The organism is Paramicrobacterium fandaimingii, from assembly GCF_011751745.2.
GTDB lineage: Bacteria > Actinomycetota > Actinomycetes > Actinomycetales > Microbacteriaceae > Paramicrobacterium > Paramicrobacterium fandaimingii.
The window spans coordinates 1,623,982-1,645,074 of record NZ_CP061170.1 but is presented as its reverse complement, the minus strand read 5'-3'; the positions used below and the strand labels follow the sequence as shown (position 1 = coordinate 1,645,074).

The window sequence follows — 21,093 nt, the reverse complement described above, 5'->3', positions numbered from 1 at the left end:
GATCATGGCACGACACGGGTGATCTCGGCGCACGGGCGGCTTCGGCGACCGTTAGGCTGGGGATATGTCGACGGTTCTTGATTTCACCGATGTCACTGTCATTCGCAACGACACAGCAATTCTCGACAGCGTCGACTGGAGAGTGGATGCTTCAGAGCGCTGGGTGATCCTCGGTCCAAACGGGGCAGGTAAGACGACGCTGCTGCAGCTGGCGTCAACGCTCATGTATCCGACGCGTGGAGAGGTTTCGATTCTCGACGAGACGCTCGGCCGTGTTGACGTCTTCGAGCTTCGTCCGCGCATCGGATTCGCGTCAAGCGCGATGGCAAAGCGAATTCCGTTCGACGAAACGGTTCTCAACGTCGTGATGACAGCGGCGTATTCGGTCACCGGGCGATGGAACGAAGCATACGAAGGAATCGACGAGAAGCGAGCACACCGCGTTCTCGCCGAATGGCGTCTCGATCACCTTGCCGATCGCCGCTTCGGCACCCTGAGCGATGGTGAGCAGAAGCGCACGCAGATCGCCAGGGGAGTGATGACCGACCCGGAGATGCTGCTTCTTGATGAACCAGCCGCGAGCCTTGATCTCGGGGCGCGAGAAGAGCTTCTCGCGCTTCTCAGCGGCTACGCGCAGGCGACAGATGCCCCCGCGATTGTGATGGTCACGCACCATGTCGAGGAGATTCCCACAGGAATCACACACGCCCTGCTGCTGCGAGAGGGACGCATCGTTTCTGCGGGTCCACTCGCCGAGGCCCTCACATCAGAGACCTTGAGCGAAACGTTCGATATGACGATCGAGCTCACCGACAGTGACGGCCGCTTTGCCGCGCGGGCGCGATGAGTTCTTCTGAAATCTGCTAAGGTTGTTAGTCGGCGCAAGCCCCGGACTTCTCTGTCTGCGTTTATCTCGCGGCAGACGAGCATCTGATCTCTGTACGACGAAGGAATCCTTATGAAGACTGCCATTCACCCCGAGTACGCACCCGTCGTATTCCGCGACCTTGCATCGGGCGCGACGTTCCTCACGCGTTCCACCGTGTCGAGCGAAAAGACGATCGAACTCGACGGCGAGACGTACCCGGTTATCGACGTCGAGATCTCGTCGGAGTCACACCCGTTCTACACGGGCAAGCAGCGCATCCTCGACTCGGCCGGACGCGTCGAGAAGTTCAACCAGCGCTTCAAGAACTTCGGCAAGTAAAAGCCGCACGACGAGAGGGGCCCGTTCCAGTCGGAAACGGGCCCCTTTCTCGGCGCTCGTGCGTTGATGTGCCGGGTCAGGCACGGGCAACGCCTCACATGCGGAGAGGCCATTCGCCCGACGCGGTGAAATCGAGACGTCCCTTCTTCGTGCGCATGTACGTTTGAAAGCTCTGCGCCTGAGTCGAGCACCAGCCGACCTGCATATCGTGAAGCTCGGCGACATCGAGAGAGAGAGCCTCCGGGTACCTGCGCGCAAGCGCCTGTGCCACTCGGCCGGCGGCAATCGCGTCAGAGGACGCATCGTGAGCATCAAGCAGTTCGACACCGTAATGCGCCGCGACGACGTCGAGTGTGCGCTTTCCCTTGCGGTACCGATCAACGGCTTTGTCGATAACGAGCGGGTCGATGACGGGGCGCGGCGCCGCAATCGGCTCTATGCCGTGACGGAGAGCCTCGTGCCGAAGCAAACTCAGATCGTATGGCGCGTTGTAGACAACGACGGCAGCACCCGTCGCGAACACCGTGCGGAGTGCCGCGCTGATCTCTGTCACAACCTCCAGTGACGGTCGCCCTTCTGCCTGCGCCCGTGCCGTCGTGATGCCGTGGATGTTCGACGCCTGCTCAGGAATGGGAATGCCTGGGTCAGCGAGCCAATCCGTGCGGGAGACGATGTTTCCGTCACCATCGAGCATGCTGACGTTCGCACTCACGATGCGACTTGTCGCAACATCGATTCCCGTCGTCTCGAGATCGAACACGCCGACGGACTCTGACCAATGACCCTTGTTGATAATCACGCTCACACCCTATGACTCACCACTGACTTTCACACTGCAACCCGCTTCAGTGCCCGGCCTGACCAGATCCTTCCGGAGACACCTGCAACCAGTAGAAGCTCTGCGTTCCAATCGTCAGAGTCACCGTGCCATCGTCACCGACCGACGGAAAATCGGCGCCACCGAAAATATCGCGAAGCTCACAGCCGGCGAATTCGGGAAGTTTGAGGGTGGTAGACACCGCGTAGTGCGCAAAGCTGAACACGCAGAGAACGCGTTCGGCGCGGTCGCCGCCCGGCGTCGACGTGCCGGGGTACTCGCGAACAAAAGCGAGGATCGAATCGTGGCTCGACGCGACGACGGCCATGGTTCCCAGGCCGAACGCCGGGTGGCTCTTGCGCACGTGGATGACATTGCGCACCCAGTGAAGGAGAGACCTCGACTGCGCAAGCTGCGATTCGACGTTGACGAGGGTGTAGTTATAGACGAGCGAGCGAACGACGGGAAGATACAGCTTTCCGGGGTCAGCGCTGGAGAACCCGGAGTTTCGGTCGGGAGTCCACTGCATCGGGGTGCGTGACGAGTCGCGGTCGGCGAGCCAGATGTTGTCGCCCATGCCGATCTCGTCACCGTAATAGAGAAACGGGCTCCCCGGCAGCGCAAAGAGCAGCGCATGCGTCAGCTCGAGCTCTGCGCGAGAGTTGTCGAGCAGGGGAGCGAGGCGGCGTCGAATGCCGATGTTGGCGCGCATGCGGGGGTCGTAGGCATACCAGCCATACATCGCCTGACGATAGTCCTCGCTCACCATTTCAAGTGTCAGCTCATCGTGGTTGCGCAGAAAAACGCCCCAGCCAGCCCACTCCGGTATCTCTGTCGTCTCCGAGAGAACCCGTACGAGTTCCTCTGCGTGCTGAGAGCGCAGAGCATAGAAGATTCTCGGCATGACGGGGAAATCGAACGCCATATGGCACTCCGGCTCGTCATCTGTGCCGAAGAACGCGGCGACCTCCCTCGGCCATTGGTTGGCCTCCGCGAGCATGATGCGGCCCGGGTATTCGGCGTCGACGATGGAGCGAAGACGGCGAATGAAATCGTGCGTTTCGGGCTCGCCCTCGCCGTTTCCCTCGTCTGATTCGTACAGGTAGGGAATTGCATCAAGCCGGAAACCGTCGACCCCGAGGTCGAGCCAGAAGCGCACGATCGCGAAGATCGCTTCGTGCACGGCTGGGTTTGCGAAGTTCAGGTCGGGTTGGTGCGAGAAGAAGCGATGAAAGTAGTACTGCCGTCTTTCTGAGTCGAATGCCCAGTTCGAGTCTTCGGTGTCTGTGAAGATAATGCGAATGTCTGGCCACTTCTCGTCTGAGTCGCTCCACACGTAGAAGTCGCCATACGGACCCTCGGGATCAGATCGCGACTGCTGAAACCACTCGTGCTGATCGGAGGTGTGGTTGAGGGGCAGATCGATGATGACGCGCATATTGCGTTCATGCGCCTTCGTCACGAGTTCGGTGAACTCATCGATTGTGCCGAATTCGGGAAGAATCGAGCGATAGTCGGCAACGTCATATCCGCCGTCGCGCAATGGCGAATCGAAGAACGGAGGAATCCACAGGGCATCAACGCCCAGCCACTGCAGGTAGTCGAGCTTCGAGATGAGGCCAGCCAAATCCCCTGTGCCGTCGCCGTTGCTGTCGACGAACGAGCGCACCATGACTTCGTAGAAGACCGCCTTGCGGTGCCACAGGGGGTCGTGAGCAAGTCCGGGGAGTTGAATGGGGGCTGTGAACGTCACGAAGGGGACCCTCTCAGGGAATGGTGCGGGCGCGATGTCCCACCGATTCTAGGACCACTCGGCAGAGAATCTGAGCAGGATCACCCTAAACTGGAACACTGATGCCAAAGCCCTCCCCATATGCAGAGCAGATTCAGCGGGTTCCCGTGCGTGACGCCGTGATCGACGCGTGCGAAACTCGAACGCGATATTGGGAGTACGGAAACCCGGATGCCCCGCTGACGCTTGTGTTCGTGCACGGATTTCGTGGTGACCACCACGGCCTTGAGCCGGTTGTCGCGAATCTTGCGGATGTGCGCATCATCGCCCCCGATCTTCCGGGGTTCGGCGAGTCGTCTCGGTTCGCCGATCGCCCGCACGACGTCGCGAATTATGCTGACTGGCTCACGGACTTCACACGCGCACTCGGCATCGAGGGCTCTGCGGTGATCGTCGGGCACTCCTTTGGCTCAATCATCGTCTCCGCCGCCGTCGCGGCGGGCCTGAGCGCACCGCAGGTGGTTCTGATCAACCCGATCGCCGCTCCAGCGCTCGCGGGACCCCGCGGCATCCTGACTCGGCTTGCCGTCGCGTACTATCGGGCCGGTGCGCTGCTGCCCGCTCCACTCGGATTCTCGCTGTTGCGCAATCCGATGATCGTCCGCGTGATGAGCGAAACCATGGCGAAGACCCGCGATCGTCGACTCCGCAGCTGGATCCACGATCAGCACGACACGTATTTCAGCGCGTTCGCCGACCGTGACGTCGTTCTCGAGGCATTCAAGGCATCGGTGAGCAATGATGTGAGCGAGTGTGCCGAGCACATTGACACGCCCGTGCTTCTGATTGCGTCAGATCGCGACGATCTCACACCGATCGCGGCTCAGCAGCATCTCGAGACGCTGTTCGCCGATGCGACCCTCCGCGTCATCCCCAACGTCGGCCACCTGATTCACTACGAGGCGCCCGCCGACGCGGCACGGTATATTCGGGAGTTCGTGGAGAGAGGAGACCTGTGAGGCTTGTCGTCGACTGCCGCTTCGTGACATCGAGCGACGATGATCCAGTAAGCACGACGACGCGCGGCCTCGTCTCTGCCCTGGGTTCCGTGCATCCGCTCACCATGCTGATCAGTGACCACCGGCAGCGTGACGTGCTTTCGCCGCTGCCCTGGCAGCTGCTTCGCCCTGCGGACGATCTTCGCGATCTTGTCACCCCGTTTGGCCTCAACGACGTCGGCGTCGACGTGCTCTTCTCACCTGTTCCCGTCTGGAGCACACTCGGGCGGCGGTACGGTCTCGTCGTCGGCTCGGCTGCCCCCACGCATCCTGACGAGTATTCCGGGCTTGGCGGACGGACGCTGCGACCGCTGCGACCCGTCTTCCATCGGCTTCTGCAGCGAGGTGCCGATGCCGTCGTCGCCGTCGCCGGCGCGGGACAACGCGATGCCGTCACCGCAACGCGGCCAGGGCAGCCCATCGTCAGGCTCGACCCACGTAACGTCCTGAGTCCGGCCGGCAGTGACTGGTCAGAGCAGACGGATCAGCTCATGGCGCTCTTCTACGAGGTTCACAGGGAGCGCCGCACACGCGCGCGGAGCGACGATCAGCGCTGAGGGAGCCTCACGGGCGGAAGGTCTTTGTCTGCCTCGATGGCGCGCAGAGTCACCAGCGTCAGCGCACCAGCCGACCAGCTGAAGTCGTGGTAGGAGCCGTTCGCGATCACCTGACCGGCGGTCGGCTGCTCACCGCCGGTGGCATAGCGGATCAGCGACCCGATCACGCCACCGTGAGAAACCGCCAGAATGCGCGTGTCGTTCGTGACGTGCTCTGAGCCGTCAAGCGCCGCCAGCACACGAGCGATCACGGCGTCGCGGGTCTCAAGGCCCGGAACGACGGTGTCGCCGGGAAACGCAGCTTGCCGCTCGTCGAAGGTCATTCCCTCCATGTCTCCGTGTGCCCGCTCCTGCAGGCCGTCGAGAATGCTTGGCGTGGAAAGCCCCACCTGCTCGGCAATGATCTCTGCGGTTTCGTGCGCACGTCCGAGTCGACTGGAGAGGATGGCGTCCCATTCGCCGCCAGCCAGCTCTTCGCCCGCACGTCGAGCTTGATCGCGCCCCGTGTCGTTGAGCGGAATATCCGTCGTTCCCTGAATGCGTCGATGGAGATTCCAATCGGTCTGCCCATGCCTGACGAAGGTGATCTGGGTCACGTGTGCCCTTTCTGCAACGAGGCCGGTCATCGGCGAATCAGGCGGTCTGCGAGTTCCGCAAGAGTCGTTGTCGTTCCGGCATCCAGCTTAATGGTCGCCCGTGAGTCGCCCTTCGTCCCACCCCGATTGATGATGACGATCGGCAGGTCTCGTCGCCGTGCGGCCTCGACGATGCGAATGCCGGAGTTCACGGCGAGAGACGAGCCCGCGACGACGAGCGCGCCAGCCTGCGCAACAACGCCGGCTGCGAGGCGGAAGGTCGCTGTGGGAACGACTTCGCCGAAGAAGACAACCTCGGGCTTCAGAATGCCGCCGCAGAGCTCGCAGACTGGCACGATGAACCGGCTGGGATCGACGACATCGGCATCGCCGTCTGGGTTGATCACGACAGCATCCGGGCTCTCGAGCCAGGGGTTCAACTCGTCAAGCGTGCGCGCGAGGTCATAGCGCTTGTACACCTGCCCGCACGTCAGGCACACGACGCGGTGCAGAGTTCCGTGTAGCTCAACGTGCCGTCTGCTGCCCGCTCGACCGTGCAGAGAGTCCACGTTCTGCGTGATCACGCCGGTGGACACGCCCGCGGATTCGAATTGCGCAATCGCTCGATGTCCAGCGTTCGGGCTCACCGTGTCGAACAGCTTCCACCCGCGGTGGCTGCCGGCCCAATACCGTTTGCGCGCGGCCTCGTCTGAGAGAAACTGGTGAATCGTCATCGGTGCGCGGCGCGGCGCGCCATCGCCGCGGTAGTCGGGAATGCCCGAGTCGGTGCTCACCCCCGCACCGGTGAGGAAAGCAATGCGACGACCGGCAAGAAGCTCTGCTGTGTCGTCAAGCTGACGCCTCTCACGCACATCCACCATCGTCATCGTCTCTCCCTGTCGTCGCCACCTGCGACGATAATAGACGCGGCTGGCACTCGACTCTGCATCGGTGGGCAGCGGCTCTCGAAAGGATTCACATGCTCGTCAAGCCCATCACCGACCTCACTCTTCCCGAGTTGCGGGACTATTCGCAGTTGACTGACGTCGCGCTGCGTCGAGTGCTCGAGCCAGAGAGCGGGCTGTACCTTGCCGAATCTCCCAAAGTGATCCGCCGCGCCATCGCGGCCGGCCATGTGCCGCGATCACTGTTGCTGCAGGAAAAATGGCTTGCCGACATCGAGCCTGATCTCGAGGGCTTTCCCGACGTTCCTGTCTTTGTCGGCACGTCTGAGGTGCTTGAAGAGCTGACGGGGTTCCATATGCACAGGGGAGCGCTTGCATCGATGCATCGGCCTCCGCTGGCATCCGTCGCCGACACCATCGCGGGCGCCCACCGCATCGTCATGCTCGAAGACATTGTCGATCATACGAACGTCGGCGCAATCTTTCGTGCTGTCGCCGGCATCGGAGCAGACGCCGTGCTCATCGGGCCGCGCTGCGCCGACCCGCTGTATCGCCGCAGCGTGAGGGTGAGCATGGGCTGCGTTCTGCAGGTGCCGTGGACGAGGATGCCCGATTGGACGACGTCGATCGCCGAGGTCAAGAAAGCCGGATTCCACGTGGCAGCGCTGGCCCTCGACGACAACGCCATCACGCTCGACGATTTCTCGCGCGACGTCCCAGACAAGGTGGCGCTCTGCCTCGGTGCCGAAGGCGATGGTCTCAGCTCTCGTGCGCTTCGCACAGCCGACTCCACAATCGTCATTCCGATGCTGCACGGCGTCGACTCACTCAACGTTGCGTCGGCAAGCGCCGTTGCCCTGTGGGAGCTGCGCCGACGCTGAGGCTCAGTCCTCGTGGCTGTTGAACGGCCCGGCAACGGGACGCTTGGGCGTCACGTGGTCCCCTGAGGACTGGTGTCGCATGCGCCGCAGCACCCACGGCACAAGGTACTCTCGGGCCCACACGAGGTCTTCGGCTCGTGCGCTTCGCCATGACCGCAGGGGAAGCGGCTCCGGCTTCATCGGCTGCAGGTCATTGTCGACGTTGAGAGCGCGCAGCACCATCCGGGCAACCTCGTGGTGCCCCAGCGCGTTCATATGCAGGCGATCGGGCGCGAACATCCGCGTGTCTTGCACGCTCTTCAGCGCCCACTGGTCGGCGACGATGCAGTCGTGTGCTTCCGCGATTGCACGAATGTTCTCGTTGTAGATCGCCACCTTGCCACGGATTCCTCGAAAGACGGGAGAGAACCCCACATCGACTCCAGTGAAAACGACGACGGTCGCGTTGTCACTGCGAAGACGATCGATCGCCTTCTCGAACAACCCGGCGATGGCGTCGGGGTCGCTCCCCGGCCTGATCACGTCGTTGCCGCCCGCAGAGATGGTGATGAGGTCGGGGCGCAGCTCGAGCGCGGGCTCGATCTGATCGCCGACGATCTGTCTGATGAGCTTGCCTCTCACGGCAAGGTTGGCGTAGGCGAAGTCGGGGGAGCTCTGGCTCAACACCTCGGCCACGCGATCAGCCCAGCCGCGGTTCCCACCGGGAAGCGCGGGTTCCGGGTCGCCGATGCCCTCGGTGAAGGAGTCGCCGATGGCCACGTATCGGGACCACGGATGCTGTTGAGCCGGCTGATCCGGTTCGCCTGCCGATCGCTGTGCGCTGTCAGTCACAGAGAGCACCTTCCCACGAAGTCGAACTCATGCCACCGTATCGCGTCGACCCGCGGTGTGTGCGTCGCAGACTCAGATTGTCGGCCAGGTCGGGTACAGTACGAAGGTCGTGAGTACCCCTGATTCCCTGCAGCATCCAACACCCCGTATCGGCACAGCGGCGGCTGAGCATCTCTCGCCGACCTTCCCCGAGCGGGCGGCGTGGGGAACCGTCGGCAAGCTGCGTGCATGGCAGCAAGAGGCAATGGACGCCTACTTTCGCGATGAGCCACGGGACTTTCTGGCCGCGGCAACACCCGGCGCGGGCAAAACAACGTTCGCTCTGCGTCTTGCCGCCGAGCTGCTGGCTCGCCGAACCGTCGACCGCGTGACTGTCGTTGCACCGACCGAGCATTTGAAGAAACAGTGGGCAGACGCCGCGCACCGCGCCGGCATCCGCCTCGATCCCACGTTCACCAATCGCCAGGGTCGGTATGCGGGGCATTATCACGGGGTCGTCGTCACCTACGCCCAGGTGGCTGTGCGCGCGGCTCTGCATCGCGACATCACCGTGTCGTCGCGCACCCTTGTCATTCTCGATGAGGTTCACCACGGCGGCGATGCTCTCAGCTGGGGCGACGCAATCCGCGAAGCATTCGAGGGCGCAACGCGCCGGCTGTCGTTGACAGGCACTCCGTTTCGCTCGGACACCGCCCCGATTCCGTTCGTCACTTATCTTCCCGACCGCCACGGCATCCGCACGTCGCTCACCGACTACAACTACGGTTACGGTCGCGCCCTCGCCGACGGCGTTGTGCGGCCCGTCATGTTCATGGTCTATGCCGGCCACATGCGGTGGCGCACGAACACGGGCGACGAGATGGAGGCACGCCTCGGCGAAGACAACACGAAAGACATCACGTCTCAGGCCTGGCGCACGGCGCTCGACCCCGAGGGCGCATGGATTCCCCAGGTTCTCACGGCGGCCGACCGCCGGCTGTCTGAGGTGCGAAATGCCATACCGGATGCCGGTGGGCTAGTGATCGCCACCGATCACTACGCTGCGCGTGCCTACGCCGCGATTCTGCACACGATAACGGGGGAGCAGCCGACCGTCGTGCTCTCTGACGAGAAGGAGGCGAGCGACCGCATCGAGCAGTTCGCGTCGAATGACAGCCGGTGGCTTGTTGCCGTGCGCATGGTGTCTGAGGGCGTCGATGTGCCTCGACTGTCTGTCGGCGTCTATGCGACAAGCTCGTCAACGCCCTTGTTCTTCGCGCAGGCGATCGGCCGGTTTGTCCGTTCACGCAGACGCGGCGAGACAGCATCCGTGTTTCTGCCCAACGTTCCTCAGCTCATGGCATTGGCAAACGAACTCGAGCGGGAGCGGGACCATGCTCTTGACCGCTCCGACTCCGGCTCAGGCGAGGGCGAACTGTGGAACCCCGAAGATGCCATGGTCGCCGACGCGAATCGTCCTGACAAGGCGTCTGACGGGCTCATGGACGAGTTCAGCTACGAAGCCATCTCAAGCGACGCCCAGTTCGACCGCGTTGTCTTCGACGGGGCGGAATTCGGCAGCTACGCCCAGCCCGAGACAGAAGAAGAATACGACTTCATCGGTCTGCCCGGCCTTCTCGAACCCGATCAGGTTCACGAGCTTCTCACCCAAAGACACCGACGCCAGGCCAAGCGGATCGATTCGCGACAGAAGGCAGCTCCTGTGGAGGAGCAGGACGCCAGCAAACCGCTGTACCGCACGCTCAAGGAGCAGCGCAGCCTTCTGAACAGCCTCGTTGGACTCTACGCAAAGAACACGAACCAGCCGCATGGCCTCGTGCACGCCGAATTGCGCCGTGTCTGCGGCGGACCGGCCGTGCCGCAGGCGAGCGTAACCCAGTTGCAGTCGCGCATTGAATTTCTTCGTCGAAAGCTCGGCGGCGCCCGCTGATTCGCCGCTCCTGTGAGCAGTCAGTCGTCCCGTGGGATCGGTCGATCGGCACCGCGGGCTGATGACAGCTCCCCGATCGCCCGCGTACTCTCGAAGCGATCAGGAAAGCGAGGCGTCCGTGAGCGCAGTATCGTCGTCTTCACCCCGAAAGCTACCCCGTCCGTCCGGACGGATCGGCAGAGTCGTCGCCGCGCACCCACGCACCATCGACGCGATTCTCGTGGGGCTCCTTGTCGCCATCTGGCTTCTGGCGATTGCGCAGGATGACCATGCCCTGCCCGGAACCGTTGGCTCGAACGCGGATGGCTCCTATCAGGTCTGGATCGTTGTCGTACGGTACCTCACGGCGGTGATCTCGTGTACGGCTCTGCTGTTTCGCCGGAAGCATCCCATTATCGTCTTCGCCGTCGTCGCGGCGATCGGTGTGTTCTCTCTCACGTACGGCTGGGCGGGCATCGCCGCGACGGCGATAGCCGTCTATTCGCTTGGCGCGCACCAGTCCGATCGGGCAGTGAGGGCTGCCCGCATTGCCCAGCTTGCGTTTGCCGCCCTCGCCGTCGTGGTTCTTGTCTATGGTTTTTCGGGGCAACCGCAGGTTCTCGGCGGACCCGGAAATACACTATTCGTCCTCGTTGTCTTATTCGCCATCCTTGCCGTCGGCATCAGCATTCGGGAAAGGCGGCTCTACGTCTCCGCCCTCCTCTCTCACGCCGAGTCACTCGAGCGCGAGCAGGAGCAGAGCGCAAAACTCGCCGTCGCCGACGAACGTGAGCACATCGCTCGCGAGATGCACGACGTCATTGCGCACGGCCTCACCGTCATGGTGAGGCTTGCCGATGGTGCGCGGTCACGTCTCGGCGGCACACGAGAATTTGCGGACGTCAGTCGTGCTGTCGAACATATCGCCGACACGGGCAGGCGATCGCTCTCTGACACACGACGCATGCTCAGCGTTCTCGGTGACGAGGACGCGTCACGAGAGCCCCAGCCGACAGTCGAGCAGATTCCGGCACTCGTCGATGATTTTCTGCACGCAGGCCTTCCCGTCACAGTGCAGCGGAAAGGAACGCCGCCGAGCTCACCGGGAATCCAACTGGCCGTATACCGGACTGTGCAGGAAGCGCTAACGAATGCGCTCAAGCACGCCGACAGTCCAACAGCCGTCAACGTGGACATGGATTTCACGACCGGTTGTGCGATCACCGTTACGGACAATGGACGTCTCCACCCCACGGGAGACGCCGTGGAGCCCGGGCGAGGTTTGGCGGGCATGCGACAGCGTGCAGCGATTTTTGGGGGAGAGGCGATCGCCGGACCAACGGGTTCAGGCTGGAGCATCCGCTTCACACTTCCGCCTCAGGAGGGCGACGGCGCATGACAATCCGCATTCTTCTCGTCGATGATCAGGACCTCATGCGCCTCGGGCTTGCGATGGTGCTCGGCGACGTCCCCGACTTCGCCGTGGTCGGGGAGGCATCCGATGGTGAAACCGGCATCGCCCGGGCTCGCGAGCTCGAACCCGACGTCGTCCTCATGGACGTCAGGATGCCGGGCGTTGACGGCATCGAGGCAACACAGCGCATCGTCGAGGAGCGCCCAGCGACTCGCATTGTCGTGCTCACGACGTTCGACCTCGACGAATACGCGTTCAGCGGCCTCAACGCGGGAGCGAGCGGATTTCTCGTGAAGGATGCCCCGGCAGACCAACTGATCGCTGCCGTGCGATCTGTGCACGCTGGCGATGCCGTCATCTCGCCGCGCGTGACGAAGCGGCTGCTTGAGCTGTACGGGGGTTCTTTGCCAGAGTCGGGAGGCACCGTAGCAGCCGATCACCTCGCGATGCTGTCAGACCGCGAACGCGACGTGCTCATTCTCATCGGGGAAGGACTCACGAACGGCGAGATCGCGCAGCGTCTCTACCTCGCCGAGTCCACAGTCAAGACCCACGTCGGCAGGCTCCTTGCCAAGCTGGAGCTGCGCGATCGCGTCAGCGCCGTGATTCTCGCGCACCGCACAGGGCTTGTCTGACGCCTCGCTCTCTGCCTCAGTTCGAGCGGGAGCCGAGCGGCGCAGACCACTGCGTCTCGGTTGCCGTGTAGCCCTCGCGCGCATAGAGGCGCTGCGCACCCTCATTGTTTCCGAACACGTTGAGTGCGACGCACGGCAGACCCCACGCGCGCGCCTTCTCCGCCGCGAGCCGGAGCGTCTGCGTGCCAAAGCCTCGCCCGCGAAAGGCGGGCTCCATCTCGATGTCGTAGATGAACGCCCGATCGTCGCCGTGGCTCAGCCAGAGGATGCCGACACGCTCGTCGCCGTGCCGGACCGTCCAGAGGTGCTGCCCCGCAGAGCCGAGGCCGTCAGGCAAAAGCGCACTCATCTGCTGAGACGACTCTTCCCGTGCGGCCTCGAGTGTGTCGGCCGCGCCGCTCTCGACAAGTTCTTGTGCGAAATCCTCGGCGAGACCGTCGTTGTAACGAGCGAACTCCTCGCCGGTCATCGAGCGAAGAACGACATCGTCGGGAGCTGCCTGGGTGTGGGCATCCGCCCGCATCTTTGTCGCGACGCGTGTTGCTTTCGACACAGAAGCGACACGCCTCATCTGGGCGTCTCCGGGAAAGACAGTGAAATTCACGCTGCCCGTCCAGCCACGCCTGGAGGCGAGTTTCCGCAGTCCTGCCCAGAGCACCTCGGCGGTCACGGAATCCTCGTCGGCACGTGCGACATCGCCAAGCACCATGCGCGATTCGTCGCCCAGAATCCAGAGCGCCGCGAGCTCCCGCTCGTCCCTCGTCAACAGCCATACGTCACCATCGTCGAGCTGCGGCACCTCGATGTCACGGCCCTCGGCACGCGAACGCTGCGCGATGACACGACGCAGAGCTGCATCGATGCGGCGCTCCCGCTCGGCCTCATCTGCAATGGACGTCCATGAAATCTCGCGCTCCGGCATGCGCCGATCCTACGCCCGCGTTCACCGCCGTCAGGGCGCCCGTGAGTCAGGGAACGGCTGCAGAGCAAAAAGAGCCGGATCTTTACGATCCGGCTCTTTCTCTCACGTGCGCGAGGGGGGACTTGAACCCCCACGCCCTATATGTGGGCACTAGCACCTCAAGCTAGCGCGTCTACCAATTCCGCCACCCGCGCGTGTTGTTTCGGCTTCAGATCTCTCCGTCGCCGAGGTAAGACTCTAGCACGAATTTCCCCCTCATTTTCACACCACAGAGCCTCGTCACACTCAGCGGTACCGTTGAAGGATGAGCTCGAGTATCGACAACGACGCCACCCCGCACACGGACGAAGCCGCGAGCGAGGAGACCGCGCGGATCACCCGCGATCTGATCAGAATCGACACCACGAATTTTGGCAATGGCAAGGCAAAGGGCGAGACCGAGGCCGCCGAGTACGTCGAGGCATACCTGGCGAAACTCGGACTGACGGCGTCGCTTTTCAACTCCGAACCGGGCCGCACAAGCCTTGTCACGAGGGTTGAGGGGCGAGATTCACGCAAGCCAGCGCTTGTGGTGCACGGACATCTCGACGTGGTCCCCGCCGATCCGCGAAATTGGACGGTCGACCCGTTCGAAGGCGTCATCAGAGACGGGATGCTGTGGGGCCGCGGCGCTGTAGATATGAAGGACATGGACGCCATGATCCTCACCAGTCTGAAGAGCATCCTCGCAGACGGGCAGCCCGAACGTGATCTCATCGTCGCGTTCTTCGCCGATGAGGAGAACGGCGGCGTTCTCGGCTCGCATCACCTCGTTGAAAATCACCCGGAACTGTTCACAGGGGCAACAGAGGCAATCAGCGAGGTCGGCGGCTATTCCATCGATGTCAACGGCGAGCGCGCGTATCTGCTGCAGACGGGGGAGAAGTGCCTTGTCTGGCTCACCTTGCGCGCTCACGGAACGGCGTCCCACGGTTCGCGGGTAATGAACGACAACGCCATCACGAAGCTCGCTCACGCGGTTGCGGCGGTCGGCACACGGGAATGGCCGGTTCGGCTGACCGAGACGACGGAGAACCTCCTGCGCGAGATCGCCCGCATTCTCGACGTTGATTTCTCCCAGGTCACGCCACACGATCTGCTGCTGGCGACGGGCACGGCCGCAGGGTTCCTTCAGGCATCGCTGCGCACAACGACAAACCCGACAATGCTCGAGGCCGGCTACAAGAGCAACGTGATTCCCGACAGAGCAGAGGCGCGACTCGACATCAGGGCGATGCCTGGAGAAGAGATGGAAGTCGTCCGCCAGATTCAGGAACTTGTCGGTCCCGATATCGAGGTCGAGGTCAACCACAGGGATGTTGGCCTGGAGAACCCGTTCTCCGGATCTCTCGTCGATGCCGTCAAGCAGTCGCTGCATGCCTTCGACCCGGGCGCTCCCGTGCTTCCGTATCTCATGCCTGCGGGTACAGACAACAAAGCGCTCTCAAAACTCGGAATCAACGGGTACGGTTTCGCGCCTCTTCGACTGCCCGCCGACATGGACTTCCCAGGAATGTTCCATGGAGTCGATGAGAGAGTTCCGCTTGACGCATTAGTCTTTGGCAAGCAGGTTCTGACTGACCTGCTGCGCACCTACTAACTGACAGCACATTAATCACAGGCGGATACCCTTCACGTGGATCTTCTCAACGCGGTAATTCTCGGCATCGTTCAAGGCCTCACCGAATTTCTTCCCGTGTCCTCGAGCGCGCATCTGCGCATCGTCGGCGAATTTCTCGGCACAGGCGAAGATCCCGGCGCTCGCTTCACCGCCATTACGCAGATCGGCACAGAGGCCGCTGTCATCATCTTCTTCTGGCGCGACATCGTTCGCATCATCGGAGCGTGGTTCCGCGCGCTTCGCGGCAAGATTCCACGCAATGACCCTGATGCCCGGATGGGCTGGCTCATCATCATCGGCAGCATTCCGATCGTGGTTCTCGGGCTGCTGTTCCAAGACGCCATCGAGACGGTTCTGCGCTCCCTCTGGTTTACGGCGACGACGCTCATTGTCTTCGGTGTGCTTCTCGGCATTGCCGATTGGGTCGGGGCAAAACGACGCGAGTTGGGCGATCTCACCTACGGGCACGGCGTCATCTACGGATTCGCCCAGGCTATGGCGCTCATTCCCGGAGTCTCACGCTCGGGCGGCACGATCACCGCTGGGCTGTTTCTCGGGTACTCACGAGAGTCAGCCGCTCGCTATGCATTCCTACTCGCGATCCCCGCCGTACTGGGCAGCGGCTTTTACCAGATGGCAAAGGGCATCGCCTCGGACTGCGAGCCAGGCACGGCCGGCTGCACACAAGAACTCTTCGGACCGCTCGAAACGCTCATCGCCACCGTCGTCGCATTCATCGTTGCCATTGTCGTCATTGCGTTCTTCATGAAGTGGATCTCGAAGCACAGCTTCCTTCCGTTCGTCATCTACCGGATTCTGTTGGGCGGTGCCCTGATCGTGATGCTTCTCACCGGCGTCATGACCGCCTGACAAGAGCATTAGGCTGGGATCATGCAGTCGTGGCCCAGCCCTGAGATCCCTGTCGTTCCCGGCGAATCAACGCCTCCCTGTCTGTATGACACATCGACTGCATCACTTGTCGAGGCCGAGACAGGTGACACCGCGCGGCTCTATGTGTGCGGCATCACTCCGTACGACGCCACGCACATGGGGCACGCCGCCACCTACGTCTCCTATGACACCCTGCAGCGGGTGTGGCGCGATGCAGGGATGACGGTGCACTACGCGCAGAACATCACAGACATCGACGATCCTCTGCTCGAGCGTGCGCGCGAAACAGGGGCAGACTGGCGCGATCTCGCCGATGAGCAGATCGATCTCTTTCGCAACGACATGGCGAGTCTCAGCGTGATTCCACCCGACGATTTCGTCGCCGTCACCGATGTCATTGACCCGATCGGCAGAGCCGTCGAGCGAATGCTTCAGAACGGAACCGCCTATCGGGTTCCCACTCCCGAGTCGACGGCGGGCGATGACGTGTATTTCGATATCGCGGCGACCGAAGCCGCGGGCGTCTGGACACTTGGCGCAGAGAGCCGGTACGACCGCGAGACGATGCTCACGCTCTCTCGCGAACGTGGCGGAGACCCGGATCGCCCGGGCAAACGAGACCCCATCGACCCGCTCGTCTGGCGGGCGGCACGTGACGGGGAGCCACGGTGGCCGTCACCGCTCGGAGAGGGCAGGCCCGGCTGGCACATTGAATGCTCGGTGATCGCCCTTCGCGAGTTGGGAACCGACTTCACCGTGCAGGGTGGCGGCAGCGACCTGATCTTCCCGCATCACGAGCTGAGTGCCGCGCACGCTGCCGCGCTCTCGGGCAAACCACTTGCTCGCGTGTTCAACCACACGGGGATGGTTGCCTACCAGGGCGAAAAGATGTCGAAGTCGCTCGGCAACCTCGTGCTGGTCTCGGCCCTGCGCAAACAGGGAACGGACCCACGCATCATTCGGCTGGCGATTCTCGCTCACCATTACCGCAGCGACTGGGAATGGACAGACGATCTGCTCCCAAACTCAGCACAGCGCATGGCCGAATGGACGACCGGGTTCGCTGCCGATTCCCCAGGGGGCGCTGACGCGTCGACCGTCCTTCACGACATCAGAGCGGCGCTGCGACACGACCTCGACACGCCAACCGCTCTAGCGGCGCTGGATAAGGCATCAGCGTCGGGCGTTGACGACGCAGCGAGCGTCAAGGCAGCTATTCACGCGCTCCTCGGCGTTGCACTCGACTGACAATCGTCACGCCTGATCCTGGCCCTGATCAGAGTCAGGTTCCGTGTCGTCGTCAGGCTTCGCGTCGTCGTCAGACGTCGCCGACGGCTCATCCGCGGCATCCGGCTTGTCCTGTGCCACCTCATCGCCGGTCTTCCTCTTTCCCTGTGGTCTGTCGTCGGGCGCGACGACGGGGCCTTGGCTCTTTGACGCGTCGTCACCGCTGATTGCCGGGCCTCTGCGCCCGTCTGACGTGCGCAGGTAGCGCTCGAACTCCCGCGCAATCGCCTCGCCACTGGCCTCGGGAGCCTCGACAGTGTCGCGCGCGGCCTCGAGCTGCTTGATGTAGGCGGCCATCTCCTCATCATCGGAGGCGAGCGAGTTGATCGTCTGCTCCCACTCTTCTGCCTGCTCCATCAGGTCTCCTCGGGGGATCACCACGTCGACGAGCTCCTCAAGCTTGTCGATCAGGGCGAGCATCGCCTTGGGGGAGGGGGAGTGCTGAACGTAATGAGGAACGGATGCCCAGATCGACAGCGTGGGAATGTCGAGGATGTCTGCGGCGTCAGAGAGGGCGCTCAACACGCCGACGGGCCCCTCATAGCTGCTTCGCTCCACGTCGAGAGCCTGGCGCACCTCGCTGCTCTCGCTGCTCGTGAAAACGCTGATCGGGCGCGTGTGAGGAACATCGGCAAGCATCGAGCCAAGGCAGATGATGCCCGAGATATCGTGCGTCAACGCAGCGTCAAGGAGTTCGGCGCAAAACGCCTTCCAGCTGCGCGACGGCTCGGTTCCGACGAGCAGATAGATGTTGTCGTTGTTCGACGCGCTGATGCGCATCTCGGCATCGTCAGCGAGCCTGTCGACAGGATCAGCGGGGTGCGTCGGGCCGTAGAGCGTTGCGCTCGGCCACGTCAGCTTCTTTCGCCCCTCGGCGTCGGCTGAGATGAGCGGACGATTGAATTGGAAGTCGAAGTACAGTTCGGGATCCACATCGAACAGCGGCACGAGCTCAAGTTGGTCCTTCAGCATCCGAACTGCTCCTGTGGCAGCATCTCCGGCGTCGTTCCACCCTTCAAACGCCACGACAAGCAGCCGTCCGCCCAAGAATTCCAGTCCGTCAGTCACACGCATCCTGTGTCTCTCGATGTCCCGCCTGCAATCCGGCGGTCATCCCAGAATAGGCGCATGCGAGAGCCGGTAGCATGGTGACACGTGACTGCCATTGCTCCGGCGGCCGTTCTGTGGGACATGGACGGGACCGTCGTCGACACCGAACCGTACTGGATCCAGGCCGAAACCGACCTCGTCGAGTCGTACGGTCGCACCTGGACACACGACGACTCCATGACACTCGTGGGTGCCGGACTCTGGGACTCCGCTCAGATTCTGCGTGCTCACGGCGTCGATATGGAGCCAGACGACATCGTCTCCCATCTCACGGCCGCGGTGCGCAGCAGGCTTGCTGACGACGGCGTTCCGTTTCGACCGGGTGCAGAGCGGATGCTGGCAGAGCTCAACGCGAGCGGCGTGCGCATGGCTCTCGTCACGATGTCGGTGCGTGCAATGGCCGAGCAGGTGATCAGCCACCTGCCCTTCACTCCGTTCGAGCTCTTGGTGACGGGCGACGAGGTGACGCAGCCCAAACCGCACCCTGAGGCTTATCTCACGGCGGCCGAGCGGCTGGGAGTCGCGATCACCGAGTGCATCGCCGTCGAAGATTCTCGCAATGGACTCGCCTCTGCCATCGCTTCCGGTGCCCGCACGCTCGCCATTCCGCACGCGGTTCCCATCGACGAGGCACCAAGCCACACGACCTGGCAAACACTCGAGGCACGCACAATCGACGACCTGTTTTCCATTCCCTTCTCTGAAACGGATTCCCCCGCATGAGCTCTTCGTCTGAACGACCACAGAACAGCGGTCCGTTCCGCATCGGCGATCGCGTGCAGCTCACCGGCCCGAAGGGAAAGCGCAACACAATCACCCTTGAATCCGGGCGGCAGTTTCACACGCATAAGGGAATGATCGACCACGATGACGTCATCGGCCGCCCCGATGGCTCCGTCATCACCAACTCCGCGGGCCTCGACTATCTGGCACTTCGCCCCCTGCTTATCGACTTCGCCATGTCGATGCCCCGGGGCGCGGCCATCATCTATCCGAAAGACGCCGCGCAGATCCTCGCGCAGGCAGATATCTTTCCCGGTGCGACCGTCGTCGAGGCCGGAGTAGGGTCGGGCGCTCTCTCGCTCTGGCTCCTTCGCGCGCTCGGCCCGGCTGGCACGCTGACATCGTTCGAGCGTCGCGAGGAGTTCGCCGCCGTCGCACGCGGCAATGTCGCCACGTTCACCGGCGTCGACCCCTCGAATTGGACGATCACCGTCGGCGATCTCGCTGAAGAGCTGCCGAACGCCGCGCCGCGCGCAAGCGTCGACCGTGTCGTTCTCGACATGCTGGCACCGTGGGAATGCCTTGATGTCGTCTCTGATGCACTCGTGGCCGGGGGAGTGCTGCTCTGCTATGTGGCAACCGTGACGCAGCTCTCGCGTGTCGCCGAAGCCATCAGAGACAGCGGACTCTATACGAACCCCGAGTCCACAGAGACGATGGTGCGCGGGTGGCACGTCGAAGGTCTCGCCGTGCGGCCGGAGCACCGCATGATCGGGCACACTGGATTTCTCATCACAGCGCGACGGCTGGCGCCGGGGGCTGTTCTTCCCGAACTGAAACGCCGCGCCTCCAAGAGCGACTTCAGCGCAGACGACGTCGAAGTGTGGACGCCAGGCGCACTCGGGCAGCGCACCGTCAGCGAGAAGAGTCTGCGCAAGCGCGTTCGCGCTGCTGAAGCCGGAGCCGAAGCGTCGAAATCACGCGACCTCGGAGAATCTGCACCCCCGGTGGCCGACGCGCCCGACGACGAGCACTAAACTTGAGACAATCACGTCCGTGACATCGAAACGAGGTACCGTGCGCTACGCACCCGCCGTGCTCCTGACCGCAGCACTCGTCACCGCGACTCTCAGTGGATGCGCCGGCGCACCTGCCGACGTCGCGTGCGCCACGCCCGGTGATGCGTCGAACCAAGTTTCCGTGACGGGAAAATTCGACTCAGAGCCGTCGGTCTCCATGCCGACGCCGCTCTATGCTCCGGCAACACAGGTGAGTACCGCCATCGAGGGCGACGGCGAGACGCTCGCGGGCAACGAGGTCGTCGAGCTGGCGTGGAGCCTGTACAACGGCCGCACCGGAGAGAAGATCTTCGCGACGCCCTACGATGACGTCAAACCAGCCAGCCCAAGCGGAATGCTCCCGGGAATGGCCGACGCTCTCGCGTGCCACACCGTTGGCTCTCGACTCGTTGCCGCCATCACACCAGATGACGGTTTCGGCGAAGCGGGCAACCCGATGTATGGGGTGAAGGCCGACGACACCCTCGTGATGGTCATCGATATCAAGAACGCCTATCTCGGCAAAGCAGACGGCATCAGTATGCCGGTTGTTCAGCCTGGCTTCCCGTCTGTGGCGGTAGCACCTGACGGCACGCCTGGGCTCACGATCCCCACCTCGCCCGCACCAACGACGGCGAAATCGGCTCTGCTGAAACTCGGAGACGGCGACACGGTGAAGGCCTCAGACACCGTTCTCGCCCAGATTCAACAGGCATCGTGGAACAACCAGTCGATCACCTCTTCGACCTGGACAGACGGTTCGCCTAAGACCATTCCCATGAACAAAGCGCCGAAAGAGTTGACGGATGCTCTCACGGACATTCACGTGGGCTCTCAGGTGATTGTTCTCGTACCCACGCCAGACGGCGATGCCTCAATCTATGTCATTGACGTGCTCGGAGTGCTCTGACGGGGTGTGTC

21 protein-coding genes and 1 tRNA gene are annotated in these 21,093 nt (G+C 62.8%); 14 read left to right on the top strand and 8 right to left on the bottom strand.

Features of this window, described 5'->3' with window-relative positions; genetic code table 11:
- Positions 1-64: 64 nt before the first annotated feature.
- Positions 65-847, top strand: a complete 783-nt coding sequence (locus HCR84_RS08000) for an ABC transporter ATP-binding protein (RefSeq protein WP_166983556.1) — start codon at positions 65-67, stop codon at positions 845-847.
- Positions 848-958: 111 nt separating this feature from the next.
- Entirely contained in the window at positions 959-1,207 is a 249-nt protein-coding gene (locus tag HCR84_RS07995; protein ID WP_166983555.1) for a type B 50S ribosomal protein L31, read from the top strand.
- A gap of 94 nt (positions 1,208-1,301) precedes the next feature.
- Here the strand turns inward: HCR84_RS07995 and HCR84_RS07990 are convergent, their stop codons facing one another.
- Together HCR84_RS07990 and treS are read right to left on the bottom strand one after the other, a co-directional pair.
- Positions 1,302-2,006: a 3'-5' exonuclease gene (locus tag HCR84_RS07990; protein ID WP_235940843.1), complete on the bottom strand. Its 705-nt coding sequence runs from the start codon at positions 2,004-2,006 to the stop codon at positions 1,302-1,304.
- A 46-nt stretch (positions 2,007-2,052) separates the two neighbouring features.
- On the bottom strand, positions 2,053-3,777 hold the full coding sequence (gene treS / locus HCR84_RS07985) for a maltose alpha-D-glucosyltransferase (protein WP_166983554.1): 1,725 nt from the start codon (positions 3,775-3,777) through the stop codon (positions 2,053-2,055).
- A gap of 101 nt (positions 3,778-3,878) precedes the next feature.
- On the opposite strand from treS, the gene HCR84_RS07980 reads away from it, so the two are divergent.
- Together HCR84_RS07980 and HCR84_RS07975 are read left to right on the top strand one after the other, a co-directional pair.
- Positions 3,879-4,775, top strand: coding sequence for an alpha/beta fold hydrolase (locus HCR84_RS07980; protein WP_166983553.1), 897 nt, complete (start codon positions 3,879-3,881; stop codon positions 4,773-4,775).
- Entirely contained in the window at positions 4,772-5,371 is a 600-nt protein-coding gene (locus HCR84_RS07975; RefSeq protein ID WP_166983552.1) for a hypothetical protein, read from the top strand. Before HCR84_RS07980 ends, HCR84_RS07975 begins: the two co-directional genes overlap by 4 nt.
- Here the strand turns inward: HCR84_RS07975 and HCR84_RS07970 are convergent.
- Both HCR84_RS07970 and HCR84_RS07965 read right to left on the bottom strand, forming a co-directional pair.
- Positions 5,362-5,967 carry a histidine phosphatase family protein gene (locus tag HCR84_RS07970; protein WP_166983551.1) on the bottom strand — a complete coding sequence of 202 codons (606 nt, stop codon included), beginning with the start codon at positions 5,965-5,967 and terminating at the stop codon, positions 5,362-5,364. The two genes, HCR84_RS07975 and HCR84_RS07970, sit on opposite strands and share 10 nt — an antisense overlap.
- A gap of 26 nt (positions 5,968-5,993) precedes the next feature.
- Entirely contained in the window at positions 5,994-6,833 is an 840-nt protein-coding gene (locus HCR84_RS07965) for a Sir2 family NAD-dependent protein deacetylase (protein WP_166983550.1), read from the bottom strand.
- A 92-nt stretch (positions 6,834-6,925) separates the two neighbouring features.
- On the opposite strand from HCR84_RS07965, the gene HCR84_RS07960 reads away from it, so the two are divergent.
- Positions 6,926-7,732 carry a TrmH family RNA methyltransferase gene (locus HCR84_RS07960; RefSeq protein WP_166983549.1) on the top strand — a complete coding sequence of 269 codons (807 nt, stop codon included), beginning with the start codon at positions 6,926-6,928 and terminating at the stop codon, positions 7,730-7,732.
- Positions 7,733-7,735: 3 nt separating this feature from the next.
- On the opposite strand, the gene HCR84_RS07955 is transcribed toward HCR84_RS07960, so the two are convergent.
- The gene (locus HCR84_RS07955) at positions 7,736-8,563 is read right to left on the bottom strand and encodes an SGNH/GDSL hydrolase family protein (protein ID WP_166983548.1); all 828 of its coding nucleotides are present in this window, start codon (positions 8,561-8,563) and stop codon (positions 7,736-7,738) included.
- Positions 8,564-8,672: 109 nt separating this feature from the next.
- Here HCR84_RS07955 and HCR84_RS07950 point away from each other — a divergent pair, with 109 nt between their 5' ends.
- From HCR84_RS07950 to HCR84_RS07940, 3 genes are all read left to right on the top strand, one after another.
- Entirely contained in the window at positions 8,673-10,493 is a 1,821-nt protein-coding gene (locus tag HCR84_RS07950; protein ID WP_208322132.1) for a DEAD/DEAH box helicase, read from the top strand.
- Between the two features lie 118 nt (positions 10,494-10,611).
- Positions 10,612-11,871 carry a sensor histidine kinase gene (locus HCR84_RS07945; RefSeq protein WP_166983547.1) on the top strand — a complete coding sequence of 420 codons (1,260 nt, stop codon included), beginning with the start codon at positions 10,612-10,614 and terminating at the stop codon, positions 11,869-11,871.
- Positions 11,868-12,521: a response regulator gene (locus HCR84_RS07940; protein ID WP_166983546.1), complete on the top strand. Its 654-nt coding sequence runs from the start codon at positions 11,868-11,870 to the stop codon at positions 12,519-12,521. The genes HCR84_RS07945 and HCR84_RS07940 overlap by 4 nt, the downstream gene beginning before the upstream one ends.
- 16 nt (positions 12,522-12,537) lie before the next feature.
- Here the strand turns inward: HCR84_RS07940 and HCR84_RS07935 are convergent, their stop codons facing one another.
- Together HCR84_RS07935 and HCR84_RS07930 are read right to left on the bottom strand one after the other, a co-directional pair.
- Positions 12,538-13,443: a GNAT family N-acetyltransferase gene (locus HCR84_RS07935; RefSeq protein ID WP_166983545.1), complete on the bottom strand. Its 906-nt coding sequence runs from the start codon at positions 13,441-13,443 to the stop codon at positions 12,538-12,540.
- Positions 13,444-13,550: 107 nt separating this feature from the next.
- A tRNA-Leu gene (locus HCR84_RS07930) sits at positions 13,551-13,637 on the bottom strand.
- Positions 13,638-13,747: 110 nt separating this feature from the next.
- On the opposite strand from HCR84_RS07930, the gene HCR84_RS07925 reads away from it, so the two are divergent.
- The 3 genes from HCR84_RS07925 to mshC are packed head-to-tail and all read left to right on the top strand — an operon-like array spanning position 13,748 to position 17,242.
- Positions 13,748-15,082 carry a M20/M25/M40 family metallo-hydrolase gene (locus HCR84_RS07925; RefSeq protein WP_166983544.1) on the top strand — a complete coding sequence of 445 codons (1,335 nt, stop codon included), beginning with the start codon at positions 13,748-13,750 and terminating at the stop codon, positions 15,080-15,082.
- 36 nt (positions 15,083-15,118) lie between these two features.
- Entirely contained in the window at positions 15,119-15,973 is an 855-nt protein-coding gene (locus tag HCR84_RS07920) for an undecaprenyl-diphosphate phosphatase (RefSeq protein ID WP_166983543.1), read from the top strand.
- A gap of 21 nt (positions 15,974-15,994) precedes the next feature.
- Positions 15,995-17,242, top strand: a complete 1,248-nt coding sequence (gene mshC, locus HCR84_RS07915; protein ID WP_166983542.1) for a cysteine--1-D-myo-inosityl 2-amino-2-deoxy-alpha-D-glucopyranoside ligase — start codon at positions 15,995-15,997, stop codon at positions 17,240-17,242.
- A gap of 6 nt (positions 17,243-17,248) precedes the next feature.
- Here the strand turns inward: mshC and HCR84_RS07910 are convergent, their stop codons facing one another.
- Entirely contained in the window at positions 17,249-18,349 is a 1,101-nt protein-coding gene (locus HCR84_RS07910; RefSeq protein ID WP_166983541.1) for a PAC2 family protein, read from the bottom strand.
- 87 nt (positions 18,350-18,436) lie between these two features.
- Here HCR84_RS07910 and HCR84_RS07905 point away from each other — a divergent pair, with 87 nt between their 5' ends.
- Genes HCR84_RS07905 through HCR84_RS07895 form a run of 3 tightly spaced genes read left to right on the top strand, consistent with a single transcriptional unit; the run spans position 18,437 to position 21,082 of the window.
- Entirely contained in the window at positions 18,437-19,114 is a 678-nt protein-coding gene (locus HCR84_RS07905) for an HAD family hydrolase (RefSeq protein WP_166983540.1), read from the top strand.
- Positions 19,111-20,151, top strand: coding sequence for a tRNA (adenine-N1)-methyltransferase (locus tag HCR84_RS07900; RefSeq protein ID WP_166983539.1), 1,041 nt, complete (start codon positions 19,111-19,113; stop codon positions 20,149-20,151). The genes HCR84_RS07905 and HCR84_RS07900 overlap by 4 nt, the downstream gene beginning before the upstream one ends.
- A gap of 19 nt (positions 20,152-20,170) precedes the next feature.
- On the top strand, positions 20,171-21,082 hold the full coding sequence (locus HCR84_RS07895) for an FKBP-type peptidyl-prolyl cis-trans isomerase (RefSeq protein WP_166983538.1): 912 nt from the start codon (positions 20,171-20,173) through the stop codon (positions 21,080-21,082).
- Positions 21,083-21,093: the final 11 nt, after the last annotated feature.

Bases quoted from the DNA above. Each gene is read 5' to 3' on its own strand.
- HCR84_RS08000 (WP_166983556.1), top strand. From the start codon at position 65: ATGTCGACGGTTCTTGATTTCACCGATGTCACTGTCATTCGCAACGAC.
- HCR84_RS07995 (WP_166983555.1), top strand. From the start codon at position 959: ATGAAGACTGCCATTCACCCCGAGTACGCACCCGTCGTATTCCGCGAC.
- HCR84_RS07980 (WP_166983553.1), top strand. From the start codon at position 3,879: ATGCCAAAGCCCTCCCCATATGCAGAGCAGATTCAGCGGGTTCCCGTG.
- HCR84_RS07965 (WP_166983550.1), bottom strand. From the start codon at position 6,833: ATGACGATGGTGGATGTGCGTGAGAGGCGTCAGCTTGACGACACAGCA.
- HCR84_RS07960 (WP_166983549.1), top strand. From the start codon at position 6,926: ATGCTCGTCAAGCCCATCACCGACCTCACTCTTCCCGAGTTGCGGGAC.
- HCR84_RS07940 (WP_166983546.1), top strand. From the start codon at position 11,868: ATGACAATCCGCATTCTTCTCGTCGATGATCAGGACCTCATGCGCCTC.
- HCR84_RS07935 (WP_166983545.1), bottom strand. From the start codon at position 13,443: ATGCCGGAGCGCGAGATTTCATGGACGTCCATTGCAGATGAGGCCGAG.
- HCR84_RS07925 (WP_166983544.1), top strand. From the start codon at position 13,748: ATGAGCTCGAGTATCGACAACGACGCCACCCCGCACACGGACGAAGCC.
- mshC (WP_166983542.1), top strand. From the start codon at position 15,995: ATGCAGTCGTGGCCCAGCCCTGAGATCCCTGTCGTTCCCGGCGAATCA.
- HCR84_RS07900 (WP_166983539.1), top strand. From the start codon at position 19,111: ATGAGCTCTTCGTCTGAACGACCACAGAACAGCGGTCCGTTCCGCATC.